The following is a 16,700-nucleotide window of genomic DNA, read 5'->3' as shown; positions in this document are numbered from 1 at the left end:
GAGGATTTGTTACGCTCCCCCAAAAGGGAGACGGATGATGCTGAAAACGCTGATGATGATGGCGCTGGTCGCCGTGGCGCAGGCGCCGTCCGACCCGCATCTGCCGCCCAGGGTGGTCGACACGGTCGCCCCCACCCTGCCCGCCGGGCTTAGCCAAGGCGTGCTGATCGTCTCCAAGACCAATGGCTGGCGGCATTTCGAGCATATCCCGCATTCCAACGCAGTCCTGGCCGCCATCGCCAAGCAACTGCACCGCCCCAGCTTCACCACCGAAAATGCCGCCGTCTTCAACGACGATCAGCTGTCCCGTTTCTCCGTGGTGGTCCTGAACAGCGCCAGCGGCGACTTCCTGACGCCCGAGCAGCAGGCGGCCTTTGCCCGTTTCGTCGCACGCGGCGGGGGCGTGGTCGCGCTCCACGCGGCGGGTGACAACAGTCACAAGGCGCCCTGGTATGTCGATACGATCATCGGCACGACCTTCACCGGCCATCCGAACGGCGACGACCATATCCAGCCCGCCCGCGTCGACATCGTGCAGCCCCGCCATCCGATCATGGCGGGCGTACGGACGCCGTGGATCCCGCGCGACGAATGGTACAGTTTCGACAGCAACCCCGCGACGCGCGGCATGACCATCCTGGCGCAGGTGGACGAGAGCAGCTACCGCCCCGGCGATACGCTGCGCATGGGTGCCGCGCATCCCGTCATGTGGATCAACCCACGCAGCAAGGGCCGGGTCTTCTATTCCGCACTGGGGCATGAGCCGCAGCTTTACGACGATCCCGATTACCGCCGCATCCTGACCAACGCGGTACGCTGGGCGGCAGGCCAGTAATCAGCACTCGACGACGTTGACCGCCAGACCGCCGAGGCTGGTTTCCTTATATTGCGACTTCATGTCCTCGCCGGTCTGGCGCATCGTCTCGATCACCTGGTCCAGGCTGACGATGTGCTTGCCGTCGCCATGCAGCGCCAGATAAGCGGCGTTGATCGCCTTGATCGCGCCCATGGTGTTGCGCTCGATGCACGGGATCTGGACCAGCCCGCCGATCGGGTCGCAGGTCAGCCCCAGATTATGCTCCATGCCGATCTCGGCGGCATTCTCGACCTGCGCCGGCGAGCCGCCCAAGGCCGCCGCCAGCCCCGCCGCCGCCATCGAGCAGGCGACGCCGACTTCGCCCTGGCACCCCATCTCGGCGGCCGAGATGGACGCCCGCTTCTTGTAGAGCATCCCCACCGCCGCCGCCGTCAGCAACAGCGTGCGCACCCCGTCGCGCGTCGCGCCGTGGACGAAGGTCTCGTAATAACGCAGCACCGCCGGAATGACGCCCGCCGCGCCATTGGTCGGCGCGGTCACGACCCGACCGCCCGCCGCATTTTCTTCGTTCACCGCCAGCGCCCAGAGGCTGACCCATTCGAACACCAGGCTGGGATCGGTGCGCGGTCCCCGGTCTAGCAGCTTCTGCCGGATCGCCTGCGCGCGCCGCTTGACCTTCAACCCGCCCGGCAGGATACCGGAGGCGGCACAGCCCCGCTCGATCGAGGCGCACATGGCGTCGCGCACCCGGTCCAGGAACGTGTCGGTATCGGCGTCCTCGCGCCATGCCGCTTCGTTGGCGCGAACGATCTGAGCGATGGACAGGCCGGTTTCGTCGGTGCGCTCGAGCAATTCAGCACCCGATGCAAAGGGATGCGCCAGCCGCCGGTTGGTCCGCATCGGCTCAGCCCCCTCCATCCGGATCGCGCCGCCACCGATCGAATAGAAGCGGCGGACGACGGAGCTGCCATCGGGCAGGAAGGCGGTGAAGACCATGCCATTGGGATGCGCGGGCAGGAAGCCGGGTCGGAACAGCAGATCCTGCTCGGGATCGAAGGGCAATGGGTGGCGTCCGTCGAGCATCAGCTGCCGCGTCTCGTGAATTCTCACGAGCAAGCCATCGATGGCATCGGGATCGACCCGTTCGGGCGTCTCGCCCGCCAGGCCCAGCAGCACCGCCCGGTCGCTATGGTGCCCGCGCCCGGTCAGCGAAAGCGATCCGAACAGCTCGGCCTGCACCCGATCGGGGATCAGGCCGGTGTCGAGCATCTCAACCGCGAACGCCTTGGCCGCGCGCATCGGGCCGACCGTGTGCGAGCTGGAGGGGCCGATGCCGATCGTGAACAGCTCGGTCACGCTGACCGCAGCGATACTGTCCTCGCTGCGCGGCGTACCCACGGGAATGGCGGAGAGCGTCAAGATCGTTCCAATTGTTACGGCTTTTGCCTCGTCTAGCGCACTCGCCATGCACTGACCAGCCGATGGAACGGATCAGGCGGTCATCGGGGCCAATATGCCGAACGCCTCAGGCGTCAATGGCGTCTGGAAATGGCAACCGGCGGAAAAGTCGGACGCCCACACGATCTTGGCCTCGACCTCGCCGACATGGGGCAGGCGCAACCAGATCTTCAGGCCGCGACGCAATTCGGTATAGGTCTGGAGACGCGCGCCCGTGGTGGAAATGTCGGTGACCCGGCACAACGCCCTGTCAAGCCCGCCACGTCCCAGATCGGTGTCCAGCGCGGTCGCCGTACGCGGGGAGCGGCGGCGATTGGCAAATTCGGCAGGTTCGAATTCGGCGGCGAACATGGCTTCACCCTAAACATCGCTGGTTAACATACTGCAAACCTATTCCGCCCTCCCCTTCTCCGGCGGACGCGAAAAACCCGGCGCTTCGTGGGAAGCACCGGGTCCTTCGATCGTCCGGCGATGAGGCCGGAAGCGATTACTTGCGGAGCGTGAGACCGCCGCCGAAACGCTTGTTGAAACGCGCGACCTGACCGCCAGTGTCCAGCATGGTGCCGCGACCGCCGGTCCAGGCCGGGTGCGCCAGCGGATCGATGTCCAGCTGCATCGTGTCGCCTTCCTTGCCCCAAGTGGAGCGGGTTTCGAACACGGTGCCGTCGGTCATCTGCACCTTGATCATGTGATAGTCGGGATGCGTATCGGTCTTCATGATATTGCTCCGGAAAATGGCTGGTTCCGACCAGCCTTCAAGCTCAAGGCGCGGCCCATAGCGGACCGCGCCCCGTTAGTCAAAAGCCCGTGACGGTCGCTTACGCTTCCGCGGGCGGATCGGCGATCATCGCGGTGAAATTGGCTTCCGCCACGACGACGCCGTCGATCTTGGCGACCCCTGCGAACTTGCAGACGCGGGTCCGCTTCGACACGAACTCGACCTCCAGGTGCAGGAGCACACCGGGCTCGACGGGCTTGCGGAACTTCACGCCGTCGATCGACATGAAATAGACCAGCTTGCCCGAATTCGCGAGGCCCAGGCTTTCCACGCCCAGGACACCGGCGGCCTGCGCCAGCGCCTCGACGATCAACACGCCCGGCATGATCGGACGGCCGGGATAGTGACCCTGGAAAAAGGCCTCGTTGATCGTCACCGCCTTCACCGCGCGGATCGACGTGTCGAGGACCAGCTCCTCGACACGATCGACCAGCAGCATCGGGTAACGATGCGGGATCGCCGCCATGACCCGCGTCACGTCCATCGGGCCGATGACGGTCTTCGCCTCTTCGTTCACGACGTCGCTCACCGGGATATTACCGGCCGCTGTTCTGGCGACGGGCAGGCGCCGGGGCGGCGGCGGCCGGAGCGGCAGCGGCGGGGGCAGCGCCCTGCTGCTGACCCTGCTGGCCGGGCTGCCAGTTGGCGGGCGGCGTGATGCTGACGGTCGGGACCAGCTTGTCCAGCTCGGCGGTCACGGCCGACGTGATGTCGGCGGTCGGCTGCATGAACAGCACGGCCTGCGGGCTGACCAGCAGGCTGACATTCTTGGCGCGCACGGCGTTCTGCACCGCTTCGCCCAGACGCGCCTGGATCTGCTCGACCGCATAGGTCTGCGCACGGACGGCGGGCTGGGTCAGACGGCCGAGTTCCTGCTCGGCGGCCTGCTGCTTGGCCTGGATCGACTGGGCCTGGGTGCGCAGCGCGGCTTCGTTGGCGTTCGGCGCGGCGCGGGCGGTCTGGAACGCCTGGACCAGCGGCTCGAGCTCACGGCCGAGCGCGGTGCGGCGGGTTTCGGCCTGGTCGAGCTGCGCCTTGTAGGTCGTCTCGATCTGCTGGCGGGCGGCGGCCCAGGCACGCGAACCGGCGATCGCACCCTGCGGGTCGGCCACGGCGACGCCGTTCACCTGCGCGCTGGCGGTGGTGGCGACGGTCGCGGCCGGCGCGACAAGGGCCGCCGCGAGGAGGAGCTTGGAAATCGTCTTCATCAGAACTGCGTCCCTACGTTGAAAGTAATGAGCTTGGGGTCGTCGCCCGGCTGCGTCACCAATGCCTTGGCAAGGTCGATGCGCAGCGGTCCGAATGGTGAATTCCAGTTCACACCGATGCCGATCGACACGCGCGGCTTCCAGGTGCCGAGATAGAATTGTTCCTGGGCATAGTTGGTGTTCTGGAGCGCGATGTTGGCCGTCCCGCCGGAGCAGGCGCCACCCAGCGTCGCGGAGTAGCCGGTCTGGCAGGTGGTGGTGAGGCCCGCCGTCTTGTCTGCCGTCGTGCTGTCATTGGTGGGCACCTGAAACAGCGGGCGCCCCTGTGCGTCGGTCTGGGCGACCGGCGCCAGCGTCGGCGAGCCGTCCTTGTTGAACAGCAGATTGCCGTTGGCGTCCTTCGCCTGCGGGAAGTTGAGCGAGGCCAGCGGGCGGGTGACGCCCCACAGGCTGCCGGCCTGGACATAGACGCTGGGGCGCAGGCCCATCTCACGCGCACCTGAACCCAACGGGATTTCCAGCTCCGCACGCGCCAGATAGTAAGCTCGGCCACCCAGTGCGTCGTCGACGAACTGCTGGCGGTCCTTGCTCAGCGACTGGCTGCCGTCGTTGCCGATGACATAGGGCACGCGCAGCACGCGCGGACCGACGCCGCGAATGTCGAAGCCGCGGAACTGCGGCTCGCCCAGATAGAAGCGGTCGACGATACGGACCGGATCGATGCCCGGACCACGGCTGCCCTCGAGCGAGTGGATGTAACCGCCCTCGCCCAGGATCGAGAAGACGAAGCCCTTGCCCAGCCCCTTGAACTTGGCGCCTTCCGCGCGGGTGCGGATATACTTCACGTCGCCGCCCAGACCGGCGAAGTCCTGGCTGAACGAGAAGCGATGCCCGGCGGTCGGACGCAGGCGGCTGTTCAGGCTGTCATAGATCAGCGAGTAGCCGACCGACGAGGTCCAGCGATTGCCGATCGAGTCGCAGAGATAGCGACCCGCCTGCTGGAAGTTACAGGTGCCGTCCGCATTGAAGAACGACGCGTCCAGGCCAACTTGGTCATAGGTCAGGCCATAGCGACCCGACAGCGACCAATATTCGGTCAGCGGCACGCCCGCGCGCACCTGGAAGCCGGTCGACACCTGACTGTAGGTCGTCTGGCGGGTGGTTCCCAGATAGTTGAACGAGTTGAAGTCGCGGCGGAACACGTCGACGCCCAGCGCGATATTCTTGTCGAACACATAAGGCTCGGTGAAGCCCAGTTCGATCGACTTGGAATAGGCCGAATAGTTCACGCCTGCGCGGAGTTCCTGGCCCTTGCCGCGGAAGTTGCGCTGGGTGATGTTCGCCTGGATGATGAAGCGTTCCAGCGACGAGTAACCGGCCGACAGCTGGAGCGAGCCGGTCGACTGTTCCTCGACATTGGTTTCCAGCACGATGCGGTCGGGCGTCGAGCCGGGGTTCTGCTTGATCTCCAGCTTTTCCTGGAAATAGCCGAGCGAGTTGATGCGATCCTGGCTGCGGCGGACCTGGAAGCTGTTGAAGGCGTCACCCTCGGCCACGCGGATTTCGCGGCGGACGACCTTGTCCTGCGTCTGCGTGTTGCCGTTGATGTCGATCCGCTCGACATAGGTCCGCTTGGCCTCGGCGATGTTGAAGGTGATCGCCATCGTCAGCGTGTCCTTGTCACGCTGGAAGTCGGGGTTCACATCGGTGAAGGCATAGCCGAACAGGCCCGCCGTCTGGCTGAGGCTGTCGATCGAGTCCTCGATCAGCTTGGCATTGTACCAGTCGCCCTTCTTCATGGGCAGCGACTGGGCAAGCTTCTCATTGTCGAAGTCGCGTATCTGGCTGTCGACCTTGACGTCGCCGAACTTATAGCGAGGACCTTCCTCCACCACATAGGTGATGATGAAGTCCTTCTTGTCCGGCGTCAGCTCGGCGACCGCGCTCGTCACCCGGAAATCGGCATAGCCGTTGGTCAGGTAGAACAGGCGCAGCTTCTGCTGGTCGGCGGCCAGGCGATCCTGGTCATAGCTGGTGGCCGAGGACAGGAAACGGAACCAGCGCGACTGCTTGGTGTACATCGCACCGCGCAGTTCGTCGTCGGAGAACTTCTCGTTGCCGATGATATTGATCTGGCGGACCTTGGACTTCGGCCCTTCGCTGATCTCGAACACCACGTCGACGCGGTTCTGGTCGAGATTGACCATCTTCGGCTCGACCACCGCGCCGAACCGGCCCTGGCGGCGGTACAGCTCGACGATGCGCGCCACGTCCTGGCGAACCGCAGTGCGGGTGAAGATCTGGCGGGGAGACAGCTTGATCTCCTTCTTGATCTTGTCTTCCTTCAGGCGCTTGTTGCCCTCCAGGATGACCCGGTTGATGATCGGGTTCTCGCGCACGCGCAGCACGATGTCGCCCGTCTCCACGCCGGAGATCGAGAAGTCGGCGAACAGCTCGGACGCCTGAAGGTCCTTCAGCGCCTGGTCGAGCGTTTCCGGGGTATAGGGAATGCCGACCCGCAGCTTGGTGTAGGACAACACCGTTTCGGGCTCGATACGCTGGGCGCCTTCGACCCGCAGCGTCTTGATCGTGCGCACCGGCGCAGGCGCCACGGCCTGCGTCGGGGCAGCACCGGCCCCCGCGCTCGGCGCGGCAGGCGCGGTCTGCGCCATGACGGGAACACCCGACAGCATCGTGCCCGCCAGCAGCATGGCGCCCGCGCGCACAGTCTTCATACCCGTCATTGCTGTCACCAAACCCACCCCAGAAAAGTCGAACCGACCCCTGTCGTCGTCGCGCCCTGCCCCATCGGCGTCAGCCGATCAAGCTGCGGATATTTTTCCACAGCCCCAAATTGCCCAGATCGTTGAACGTTACGAAGAGCATCAGGGCCAGGATCGCGATCATGCCGCCACGGAATGCCCATTCCTGAGCCACCGGCTCCAGGGGGCGTCGCCGTACCGCTTCGATCGCATAGAAGAGAAGATGACCGCCATCCAGCATCGGCACTGGCAAGAGGTTGATGAACCCCAGATTGATGGACACCAGCGCCACGAAGAAAACGAACGCGTCGAGGCCCAGCGACATCTGCTCGCCCGACACTTTCGCAATGGACACCGGTCCGCCCAGTTCCTTAACCGAGCGGCGGCCCGAAATCACCTGGCCCAGCGTCTCGACCATCATGCGGACGATCTCGCCGGTACGCTGGACCGCCACCACGGGTGCGCGCAGCAGGCTGACCGGCCGGATATCGACCGTACCGGCACCGCGCAGGCCCAGACGGCCGATGCGATAGCTGTTGCCGAAGCGGTCGCGCTGTTCCTCGGTGCCGATCGTCGCGCTGGTGGTGAAGGGCGTGCCGCCGCGCGTCGCCGCGATCGTCACCCGGTCCCCGGCGCGAATCTGCACATAGCGCGCGATATCGGCGAAGTCGGTGACGGCACGGTCGTCGATCGCCGTCACCCGGTCACCGGGGCGAAGCGAGGTCGCTGCCGCCGCGCTGCCGGGCATGATCTGTCCCACGACGGGCGGCACCACCGCCTCGCCATAGGCATAGGCAAAGCCCGCCAGGATCAGGATGGCGGCGGCGAAATTGATCGCCGGGCCCGCCGCGACGATGATCGCGCGCTGCCACACCGGCTTGGCCTGGAAGGTGCGGGCGCGCTCCTCGGGCGGCAGCGACAGCCAGGCGGCATCGGGCTGGCTGGCCGGGTTCATGTCGCCCGCGAACTTCACGTAACCGCCCAGCGGCAGCCAGCCGATCTTCCACCGCGTATCGCGCTTGTCGGTGAAACCGGCGATCTCGCGCCAGAAACCGACGGAGAAGGTCTCGGCCTTCACGCCGAACAACCGTCCTGCGAGATAATGCCCCATCTCGTGCACGAACACGAGCGGGCCGAGGGCAAGGACAAAGGCCAGGATGGTCAACAACAGGCCGGGGGTTTCGATCAAACGACGCAATCCTCAACGCGCTCGGCCGTTATTGCCCTGGTCTCCGCATCGATCGCGATCACCGCATCGAGCGACTCCGGTGGGGCGGGGTCGTAGCGATGGAGAACATCCTCGACGATTGCGGCAATTTCGAGGAAGCCGATGCGCCGCGCAAGAAAAGCCGCCACCGCAATCTCGTTCGCGGCATTGAGGATGGCCGGAGCCGCCCCGCCCGCCTCCAGCGCGGCCCGTGCCAAGCGCAGCGCGGGGAAGCGCACCGGATCGGGCGCGGCGAAGTCCATCCGCCCCAGCGCGACCAGGTCGAGCGGGGCCATCGGCGTCGGCATCCGGTCGGGCCAGGCCAGGCAATGCGCGATTGGGACACGCATATCCGACGGCCCCAGCTGCGCCAGCATCGAGCCGTCGACATAATCGACCGCCGAGTGGATCACCGACTGCGGATGCAGCACGATCTCGATCCGGTCGGAGGGGACCGGGAACAGGCGCGCCGCCTCGATCAGTTCCAGCCCCTTGTTCATCATCGTCGCCGAGTCGACCGAGATCTTGGCACCCATCGACCAGTTGGGATGCGCCACCGCCTGTTCGGGGGTAACGCGGCGCATCTCTTCGGTCGTAGACTGGCGGAACGGGCCGCCACTGGCGGTCAGGACGATCCGGCGCACCCGCTCGGGCCGTTCGAAGTCGAAACATTGATAGATGGCGTTATGCTCGCTGTCGGCCGGGAGCAGCGTCGCCCCCGCCTTGGCCGCCGCCGCCAGCACCACCTCGCCCGCCGACACCAGCGGCTCCTTGTTGGCGAGCACCACCGTGCCGCCATTGGCGATGGCGGCCATGGCGGGTTCCAGCCCGGCGCAACCGACGATGGCACCCATCGTCCAGTCGGCGTGCAGGGCCGCCGCCTCGATCACCGCCGCGCGACCGCCCGCTACGCGGGTTTCGGTTCCGGCCAGCGCCGCCCGGAGATCGGGCAGGCAGCTTTCGTCCGCCACGACCGCCAGTTCGGCGTGGGTCCGCTTCGCCGCCGCCGCCAGCTTGGCGACGTCACAATTGGCGGTCAGCGCACGGACGCGGTAACGATCGGGCTCACGCTCGATCAGGTCCAGCGTCGAGGTGCCGACCGATCCGGTCGCCCCCAAAATGGTTACGCTACGCATCAGAACAGGTCCGGCAGGAGGATCAGCAGCGCGGCGATCGGCGCGACCGGCACGATGCCGTCCAGCCGGTCCATCACGCCGCCATGACCGGGCAGCACGTTACCGCTGTCCTTGACGCCTGCGCGCCGCTTCAGCGCGCTCTCGAACAGGTCACCCATCTGCGCCAGCACCGCCAGCACCGGCGTCGCGATGACCAGATGCACCGGCAGGCCATGCGCCCAGCGCATCAGCACCGCCAGCAACGTCGCCGCCGCCACACCGCCGATCAGGCCAGACCAGGTCTTGGCCGGGCTGATGCTGGGGGCCAGCTTCGGCCCGCCGAACTGCCGCCCGACGAAGAACGCCCCGCTGTCACAGGCCCAGACGATCGCCATCGACCAGAGCGACAGCACCAGCCCGTCGTCATGCAGCCGGATCGCCAGCAGCGAGAAGACGGGCAACCCGACATAAAGGGCCCCTGCCCCGAACTCCGGGCGGCGCGACACGATGGTCAGGAAGAAGAAGGTCGCCGCGATCAGCCCCAGCGCGAAAAAGCCCGGCCCGGCCGCCAGCCCGGGCGCCATGATGGCCAGCGGCACCGACAGCGCGAACTGGGCCAGCCGCTTCTGCTTGGCATCGACCTTCAACAGGTCCGACCATTCGGCCATCATGAACAGCGCAACGACGACGGCCAGCAGCCAGAAGGCCAGACCGCCTAGCAGGAGCGAAACGCTGGCCACTGCGATCATCACGATGCTGGCCAGCACCCGCTTGGTCAGGTTCGACATGCCGGACGCGGGCGGGTTGGCCGGGGCCGCTTCGGGCGCTCCGGCCTTGGGGGATTTAGCATCGGTCACAGGCCGCCGAAACGCCGGTGTCGTCGGCCGAACTCGGCCACCGCATCGGCCAGCGCCGTCTCGTCGAAATCGGGCCAGAGCGTGTCGACGAACAGCAGCTCGGCATAGGCCGCCTGCCACAGCAGGAAGTTGGACAGGCGCTGCTCGCCCGAGGTGCGGATCACCAGGTCGAGCGGCGGCAGGCCGTTGGTCTGCAACTCGCCCTCGATCGCCTCCGGGGTGATCGCCTCCGCCGTCATCTCTCCGGCCGCGACCTTGCGGGCCAGCCGCCGGGTCGCCTCGACCAGTTCCGCTTGCGCCCCGTAATTCAGCGCGATGGCGAGGACCGGACCGCTGTTGCCCGCCGTACGCTCGATCGCATCGTCGATCAGCGCCACGAGGTCGGCGGGGAAACGACGATAGTCGCCGATCACCCGCAACCGGACATTGTCCGACACCAGCTCGGCCAGGTCCTTGCGCAGGAAGATGCGCAACAGGCCCATCAGGTCGCTGATCTCGGTCTCGGGCCGCCGCCAATTCTCCGACGAGAAGGCATAAAGCGTCAGCGCCTCGATCCCCATCGCCCGCGCCGCACGCGCGATCCGGCGCACGGCATCGACCCCGGCCTTGTGACCGGCGAAGCGGGGGAGCAGACGGCGTTTGGCCCAGCGGCCATTGCCGTCCATGATGATCGCGACGTGACGCGGGACCGCACCCGTATCGGGCACGGCCACCAGCGACCCCAGAGCCGTCTGGGCCGAGGCGGCCGGAGGACTCACTTGCCCAGGATTTCCTTTTCCTTGGCCGCCGCGGCTGCATCCAGCTCGGCGATGGTGGCGTCGGTCAGCTTCTGCACCTCGGTCTCGTGCCGCTTGCGCTCGTCCTCGCCGAAGACGCCCTTCTTCTCGTCGACCTTCAGGCTGTCCATGCCGTCGCGACGCACGTTGCGCACCGCGATGCGCGCGCCCTCGGCATACTTGCCGGCCAGCTTGGCGAGCTCCTTGCGGCGCTCCTCGGTCAGGTCGGGGATCGGCAGGCGCAACGTCTGGCCGTCATTGATCGGGTTCAGGCCCAGACCCGCCGAGCGGATCGCCTTTTCGACCGACGACACGTTCGACTTGTCCCACACCTGCACCGACAGCATCCGCGGCTCGGGCGCGGAGACGGTGGCGACCTGGTTCAGCGGCATGTGGCTGCCATATACCTCGACCGTCACCGGATCGAGCAGCGCCGTCGAGGCGCGGCCGGTGCGCAGACCATTCAGGTCGTGCTTCAGCGATTCAACCGCGCCCTGCATACGGCGCTCGAGGTCGGACTTGTCATAGGCTGCCATGATTTAAGCTCCTGCGTTCTGGACGATCGTCGACACACCCTGGCCCGACAGCACGGCACCGAAATTGCCATGTTCGCGGATGTTGAAGACGACGATCGGGATATTGTTGTCGCGGCACAGCGCGATGGCCGAGGCGTCCATGACCTTCAGGTCGTCGGACAGCACCTTGGAGAAGGTGACGGTTTCGTAGCGGGTCGCGGTCGGCACCTTCTTCGGATCGGCATCATAGACGCCGTCGACGCTGGTGCCCTTGAACAGCGCATCGCACTTCATCTCGGCGGCGCGCAGCGCGGCACCGCTGTCGGTGGTGAAGAAGGGCGAGCCGACTCCGGCGGCGAAGATCACGACGCGGCCCTTTTCCAGATGCCGCTCGGCACGGCGGCGGATAAAGGGTTCGCACACGCTCGACATCGGGATGGCCGACTGCACGCGGGTGTCGACGCCGATCTGCTCCAGCGCGTTCTGCACCGCCAGCGCGTTCATCACGGTCGCCAGCATGCCCATATAATCGGCGGTCGCCCGCTCGATCCCCTTGGCCGCCGCCGACAGGCCGCGGAAGATATTGCCGCCGCCCACGACGATGCACAGCTCATAGCCCTGCGCGCGGACATCGGCGATCTCCTGCGCGACGCGCGCGGTGATCTCTGGCGAGATGGCCAGGCCACCCTCGCCCATCAGGACCTCACCCGACAATTTCAGAAGGATACGTTTGAAGCGCGGGGTGGTCATCGTTTCTCGGATCTTGGTGATGAAAGTGGCGCGGACCTTAGGCGGCGACCGGCCAGCGGGCAACCATGGAGCGGCGGGTTGCGGGGATTTTCGTGGGACAATGGGCGAGCCGCCCCAATCCATTGCCCCGCCCCGCGTTCAGGTTGGGCGAACGGTAAACCCATTCCTCCCCAAGCTGTGCTTGGGGAGGGGGACCGCGCCCGCAGGGCGTGGTGGAGGGGCATGGCCGGTCCGTCACGCCCCTCCACCATCGCTGGCGCGATGGCCCCCCTCCCCGAGCATAGCTCAGGGAGGATTTGGAGAGACCCCAAACGCAAAGGGAGCGGCTACCTTGCGGCGGCCGCTCCCTTCTACCCTTACCGTCCCATCACGGAACGGCGCGAGGCATTACGCCTTCTGCGGAACGCCCGACGCGGCGGCCACTTCGGCCGCGAAGTCCGACGCTTCCTTCTCGATGCCTTCGCCCAGCTGGAAGCGGACATAGTCCACCAGCTTGATCTCGGCACCGGCGTCCTTGCCGGCCTTCGCCACGACGTCGCTGATCTTGGTCTTGCCGTCGATCACGAACAGCTGGCTGACCAGCGCGTGCTCCTTGCGGTACTTGGCGATGCCGCCTTCGACCATCTTGGCGATGATGTCGGCGGGCTTGCCCGATTCGGCGGCCTTTTCGGTCGCGATCGCGCGCTCACGCTCGATCTCGGCCTCGTCCAGGTCTTCCTCGTTCAGCGCCTTGGGGAAGGCAGCGGCGATGTGCATCGCCAGCTGACGGCCCAGCGACTGCAGCACGTCGTCGGCGGCTTCCGACTCCAGCGCGACCAGCACGCCGATCTTGCCCAGGCCCGGGGCCTGCTGATTGTGGACGTAGGACACGACCGCGCCCTTCGACACTTCGAGGCGCTTGGCGCGCCGCAGCGACTGGTTCTCACCGATGGTGGCGACATTGTTGGTCAGCACTTCGGCGACGGTACCGCCCTGCGGCATCGCTTCGTTCTTCAGCGCTTCGATGTCGTCGCTGGTCTTCAGCGCGATCGCGGTCACGTCCTTCACGAACGCCTGGAACTGGTCGTTCTTGGCGACGAAGTCGGTTTCCGAGTTCACTTCGACGGCAGCGCCCACGGTGCCGCTGGTGGCGACGCCGACCAGACCTTCGGCTGCGGTACGGCTCGACTTCTTCTGCGCGGCCGCCAGGCCCTTCGTGCGCAGCCAATCCAGCGCGGCGTCCATGTCGCCAGCGGCTTCGTTGAGCGCCTTCTTGCAGTCCATCATGCCCGCGCCGCTCTTTTCGCGCAGGTCCTTGACCATCGCTGCGGTGATATCGGCCATTGTCTGATTTCCTCTGTCTGAAAAGGGGGATGCGGGTAGGGCCGCCCCATCGGAGGCGGCCCTTAGCACGGCTTGCATGTCAAGCCGATGTCATCGACCGGAGGCCATGCCCGCCCGGTCGATGATCGCCCCGCCCGCACCGCGGGGCATTGTCACGCGATTACGCGTCGATCTGGCGCTCGGCCTCGACCGCCTGCTCGGCGGCTTCGGTCGGGGCGACGGTCAGCGCTTCCTCGACGGGCGGCTCGGCCATCGCGCCGAAGTCCGCGCCGCTGCGGCGCTGCTGCTCATTGTTGCCACGGGTGGCAGCAATGGCGACGGCTTCGCAGTACAGACGGATCGCGCGGCTGGCGTCGTCGTTCGCCGGAACCGGGAACGCGATGCCGTCGGGCGAGACGTTCGAGTCGAGGATCGCCACGACGGGGATACCCAGCGTGTTGGCTTCCTTGATCGCCAGCTCTTCCTTGTTGGCGTCGATCACGAACATCACGTCCGGAATGCCGCCCATGTCGCGGATGCCGCCCAGCGACAGCTCGAGCTTGTCGCGCTCGCGGGTCAGGTTCAGCACTTCCTTCTTGGTCAGGCCGTGCGTGTCGCCCGACAGCTGCTCTTCGAGCGTCTTGAGGCGCTTGATCGAGTTCGAGATCGTCTTCCAGTTGGTGAGCATGCCGCCCAGCCAGCGGTGGTTGACGAAGTGCTGGCCCGCGCGGCGAGCGGCCTCGGCGACCGGCTCCTGCGCCTGGCGCTTGGTGCCGACGAACAGGACCTTGCCACCGCCCGCGACGGTCGAGCTGATGAACTCCAGAGCGCGCGCGAAGAGCGGCACGGTCTGCGACAGGTCGAGGATGTGGACGCCGTTGCGGTCGCCAAAGATGTAGGGCTTCATCTTCGGGTTCCAGCGGTGGGTCTGGTGGCCGAAGTGCGCGCCGGTCTCGACCAGCTGCTGCATGGTGACGACGGGTGCCGCCATAATGTAATTCCTTCCGGTTAATCCTCTGGGAAGCGGATGACGCGGCGGGCGAAGCCCATGCGCACCGAAATATGATGCTTCCCATGCGGTGTTGAGGCGCGGGCCCTTAGCCGATGCAAAACCGCATGGCAAGCGCGCGAGCGCGTTCACTTTTGTTCCAATGTCGATTGACAAGAGAACATCGGCGGAACATAAAGCGATCACAACAGGGTTGAGACACCAGCCATCGCATAACGTTTTCGCAACGTCGCGAATTTGGCACGACTCAACCTGATGTCGGCGTTTCGGCGACGGAACTCGACGAAAAAATCAATGGTTACGGTCTGGTTAATGTGCCGGACCGTATCGGACGGACGGCAGGAGGCTGGCATCATGATGATCGTGGTGAGTGTTCTGGTTTTCACGGGCGCACTGGTCGCCGCCCTGACCACCATAGCGATGATGGTGGCGCCGCAATGGCGTCGCATCCTGCATCTCGCCACGGGTCATATCGAACCGGCCTTCACGCCACTGGCCACCCTGGTAGTGGCCGAGCGTCGGATCGCCGTCAGGCGCTGGGCGGCGGGCTCCCCTGCCCCTTCGCTGGTACGCCGCCGCGCGGCCGCTTGAGCCGCGCATAGGCGATCATGGTGGCGGGGATGCTCAGCAGATAGGCCAGGCACAGCGCGGTCAGCGCATGCCAGGGTGCCGAGATCAGCGCGACCCCGACCAATACGATGATCGCCAACGCTTCGAACCGCACATGGCGGCGCAGGCGGAACGAGGTCCAGGACAGGGTCGGCAGGCTCGACACCATCAGCAAGGCCACAAGCGCAACCCACGGCGCGACCAGATAGGGCGACGAAAAGATCGGCTCGCCCGTCCAGAACCACAGATAGAGCGGCAGCATGGCCAACCCGGCTCCGGCGGGGGCCGGAACGCCGGTGAAGAAGCCCGCCGTCTTGCGCGGCTGATCCGTGACATCGAGCTGCGAGTTGAACCGCGCCAACCGCAATGCGCAGAACACCGCCTGGAGCACCGCGCAAATCCAGCCGATGCGCGGGAGGTTTTCGAGCGACCAGAGATAGAGGATCAGGGCAGGCGCGACACCGAAGGAAATGGCGTCGGATAGCGAATCGAGTTCCGCACCGAACCGGCTTTCTCCGCGCAGCAACCGCGCGATCCGGCCGTCCAACCCGTCCAGCACAGCCGCGACCATGATCATGGTGACGGCCGCCTCCCATGATCCCGCAATGGCGAACTTCACCCCCGTCAGACCGGACACCAGCGCGAGCGCGGTCACCGCATTGGGAATGATCGCCCGCAGCGGCAGACCGCGGGGCGGCTCGCCATCGGCGCGGCGGCGGGCGAAACGGGGGGAAATGGCCATCGGAGCGTGCGGCTTACTGCGCGATGCCGGTCATCGGCTTGCCGCCGACACGGCCGATCACCGTCTCACCCGCGACCGAACGCTGGCCCAGGCAAACTTGCGGCGTGACGTCATCGGGCAAGTACACGTCGACGCGGCTGCCGAAGCGGATCAGGCCGACACGCTGACCGGCGGCGACCATATCCCCGGGCTTCACGAAGCCGACGATACGACGCGCGACCAGACCGGCGATCTGGGTGAAACCATATTTCCGGCCATCGCGGCCCTCGACCACGAAATGCTGGCGCTCATTCTCGTCCGACGCCTTGTCGAGATCGGCGTTAAGGAATTTGCCCGAGATATAGACGACCTGGCGGATGACGCCTGCGACCGGCGTACGGTTGATATGCACGTCGAACACCGACATGAAGATCGACACGCGGACCAGCGGCGCCTCGCCCAGTTCGCCGACCAGCTCGCGCGGGATCGGAACACGCTGGATCATGGTGACCAGGCCATCGGCGGGCGCCACGATCAGGTCGTCGCCCTGCGGCGTGGTGCGGACGGGGTCCCGGAAGAACGCCGCGATCCAGATGCACAGGCCGACGAACGGCCAGAACAGCACCTTGGTGATCAACGTGGCGACGATGGTCAGGCCCGCCCCGATCAGCACATATTTGCGCCCTTCGGGATGGACGGCGGGGAAGCGCCACTTGACGGTGGTGGTCGCGACGGGGGGCTTTTCAAGCGAAGGCATCGGGCCTGTGTACCTGTCCACCGGCCATCGCACAATCTTTTCGGTTCGCCCCGGCCCTT

At 66.1% G+C, this 16,700-nt stretch carries 18 protein-coding genes; 2 read left to right on the top strand and 16 right to left on the bottom strand.

The window, feature by feature from the left end; translation table 11 throughout:
• Positions 1-37 precede the first annotated feature (37 nt).
• A complete protein-coding gene (locus GGQ89_RS15945; protein ID WP_240456315.1) occupies positions 38-835 on the top strand; it encodes a ThuA domain-containing protein in 798 nt (265 codons plus the stop codon).
• Here the strand turns inward: GGQ89_RS15945 and GGQ89_RS15940 are convergent, their stop codons facing one another.
• From GGQ89_RS15940 to rpsB, 14 genes are all read right to left on the bottom strand, one after another.
• Positions 836-2,284: an L-serine ammonia-lyase gene (locus GGQ89_RS15940; RefSeq protein WP_244955799.1), complete on the bottom strand. Its 1,449-nt coding sequence runs from the start codon at positions 2,282-2,284 to the stop codon at positions 836-838.
• A 24-nt stretch (positions 2,285-2,308) separates the two neighbouring features.
• Positions 2,309-2,626 (bottom strand): PilZ domain-containing protein, encoded by a 318-nt coding sequence (locus GGQ89_RS15935; RefSeq protein ID WP_056439642.1) that lies wholly within the window; start codon positions 2,624-2,626, stop codon positions 2,309-2,311.
• A 136-nt stretch (positions 2,627-2,762) separates the two neighbouring features.
• On the bottom strand, positions 2,763-2,993 hold the full coding sequence (rpmE, locus tag GGQ89_RS15930) for a 50S ribosomal protein L31 (protein WP_042487709.1): 231 nt from the start codon (positions 2,991-2,993) through the stop codon (positions 2,763-2,765).
• Between the two features lie 100 nt (positions 2,994-3,093).
• Positions 3,094-3,537, bottom strand: coding sequence for a 3-hydroxyacyl-ACP dehydratase FabZ (gene fabZ, locus GGQ89_RS15925; protein WP_042487765.1), 444 nt, complete (start codon positions 3,535-3,537; stop codon positions 3,094-3,096).
• Positions 3,538-3,589: 52 nt separating this feature from the next.
• Entirely contained in the window at positions 3,590-4,261 is a 672-nt protein-coding gene (locus GGQ89_RS15920; RefSeq protein ID WP_056439645.1) for an OmpH family outer membrane protein, read from the bottom strand.
• Positions 4,261-7,005, bottom strand: a complete 2,745-nt coding sequence (gene bamA, locus GGQ89_RS15915; RefSeq protein ID WP_380773583.1) for an outer membrane protein assembly factor BamA — start codon at positions 7,003-7,005, stop codon at positions 4,261-4,263. Before bamA ends, GGQ89_RS15920 begins: the two co-directional genes overlap by 1 nt.
• Before the next feature lie 70 nt (positions 7,006-7,075).
• The gene (gene rseP, locus GGQ89_RS15910; protein ID WP_184106387.1) at positions 7,076-8,212 is read right to left on the bottom strand and encodes an RIP metalloprotease RseP; all 1,137 of its coding nucleotides are present in this window, start codon (positions 8,210-8,212) and stop codon (positions 7,076-7,078) included.
• A complete protein-coding gene (locus GGQ89_RS15905; RefSeq protein WP_184106386.1) occupies positions 8,209-9,366 on the bottom strand; it encodes a 1-deoxy-D-xylulose-5-phosphate reductoisomerase in 1,158 nt (385 codons plus the stop codon). The genes rseP and GGQ89_RS15905 overlap by 4 nt, the downstream gene beginning before the upstream one ends.
• Positions 9,366-10,133, bottom strand: a complete 768-nt coding sequence (locus tag GGQ89_RS15900) for a phosphatidate cytidylyltransferase (protein WP_184106416.1) — start codon at positions 10,131-10,133, stop codon at positions 9,366-9,368. Before GGQ89_RS15900 ends, GGQ89_RS15905 begins: the two co-directional genes overlap by 1 nt.
• Before the next feature lie 65 nt (positions 10,134-10,198).
• Positions 10,199-10,915, bottom strand: a complete 717-nt coding sequence (locus GGQ89_RS15895) for an isoprenyl transferase (protein ID WP_184106415.1) — start codon at positions 10,913-10,915, stop codon at positions 10,199-10,201.
• Positions 10,916-10,956: 41 nt separating this feature from the next.
• The gene (frr, locus tag GGQ89_RS15890; RefSeq protein WP_042487694.1) at positions 10,957-11,514 is read right to left on the bottom strand and encodes a ribosome recycling factor; all 558 of its coding nucleotides are present in this window, start codon (positions 11,512-11,514) and stop codon (positions 10,957-10,959) included.
• Positions 11,515-11,517: 3 nt separating this feature from the next.
• Complete coding sequence (gene pyrH, locus GGQ89_RS15885; RefSeq protein ID WP_056439658.1) at positions 11,518-12,243, bottom strand: UMP kinase; 726 nt, start codon at positions 12,241-12,243, stop codon at positions 11,518-11,520.
• A gap of 387 nt (positions 12,244-12,630) precedes the next feature.
• A complete protein-coding gene (gene tsf, locus GGQ89_RS15880; protein ID WP_184106385.1) occupies positions 12,631-13,566 on the bottom strand; it encodes a translation elongation factor Ts in 936 nt (311 codons plus the stop codon).
• A 160-nt stretch (positions 13,567-13,726) separates the two neighbouring features.
• On the bottom strand, positions 13,727-14,536 hold the full coding sequence (gene rpsB / locus GGQ89_RS15875) for a 30S ribosomal protein S2 (RefSeq protein ID WP_042487688.1): 810 nt from the start codon (positions 14,534-14,536) through the stop codon (positions 13,727-13,729).
• 372 nt (positions 14,537-14,908) lie between these two features.
• Between rpsB and GGQ89_RS15870 the strand changes: the two genes are divergently transcribed.
• The gene (locus tag GGQ89_RS15870; RefSeq protein ID WP_184106384.1) at positions 14,909-15,145 is read left to right on the top strand and encodes a hypothetical protein; all 237 of its coding nucleotides are present in this window, start codon (positions 14,909-14,911) and stop codon (positions 15,143-15,145) included.
• On the opposite strand, the gene pssA is transcribed toward GGQ89_RS15870, so the two are convergent.
• Complete coding sequence (gene pssA, locus GGQ89_RS15865; protein ID WP_184106383.1) at positions 15,084-15,905, bottom strand: CDP-diacylglycerol--serine O-phosphatidyltransferase; 822 nt, start codon at positions 15,903-15,905, stop codon at positions 15,084-15,086. The two genes, GGQ89_RS15870 and pssA, sit on opposite strands and share 62 nt — an antisense overlap.
• Positions 15,906-15,918: 13 nt before the next feature.
• A complete protein-coding gene (locus tag GGQ89_RS15860; protein WP_056439669.1) occupies positions 15,919-16,641 on the bottom strand; it encodes a phosphatidylserine decarboxylase in 723 nt (240 codons plus the stop codon).
• Positions 16,642-16,700 lie beyond the last annotated feature (59 nt).

The sequence above is a fragment of the Sphingomonas yabuuchiae genome, from assembly GCF_014199595.1.
Taxonomy (GTDB): Bacteria; Pseudomonadota; Alphaproteobacteria; order Sphingomonadales; family Sphingomonadaceae; genus Sphingomonas; species Sphingomonas yabuuchiae.
The sequence above is the reverse complement of the archived record's forward strand: the minus strand, read 5'-3'. Positions and strand labels throughout refer to the sequence as shown.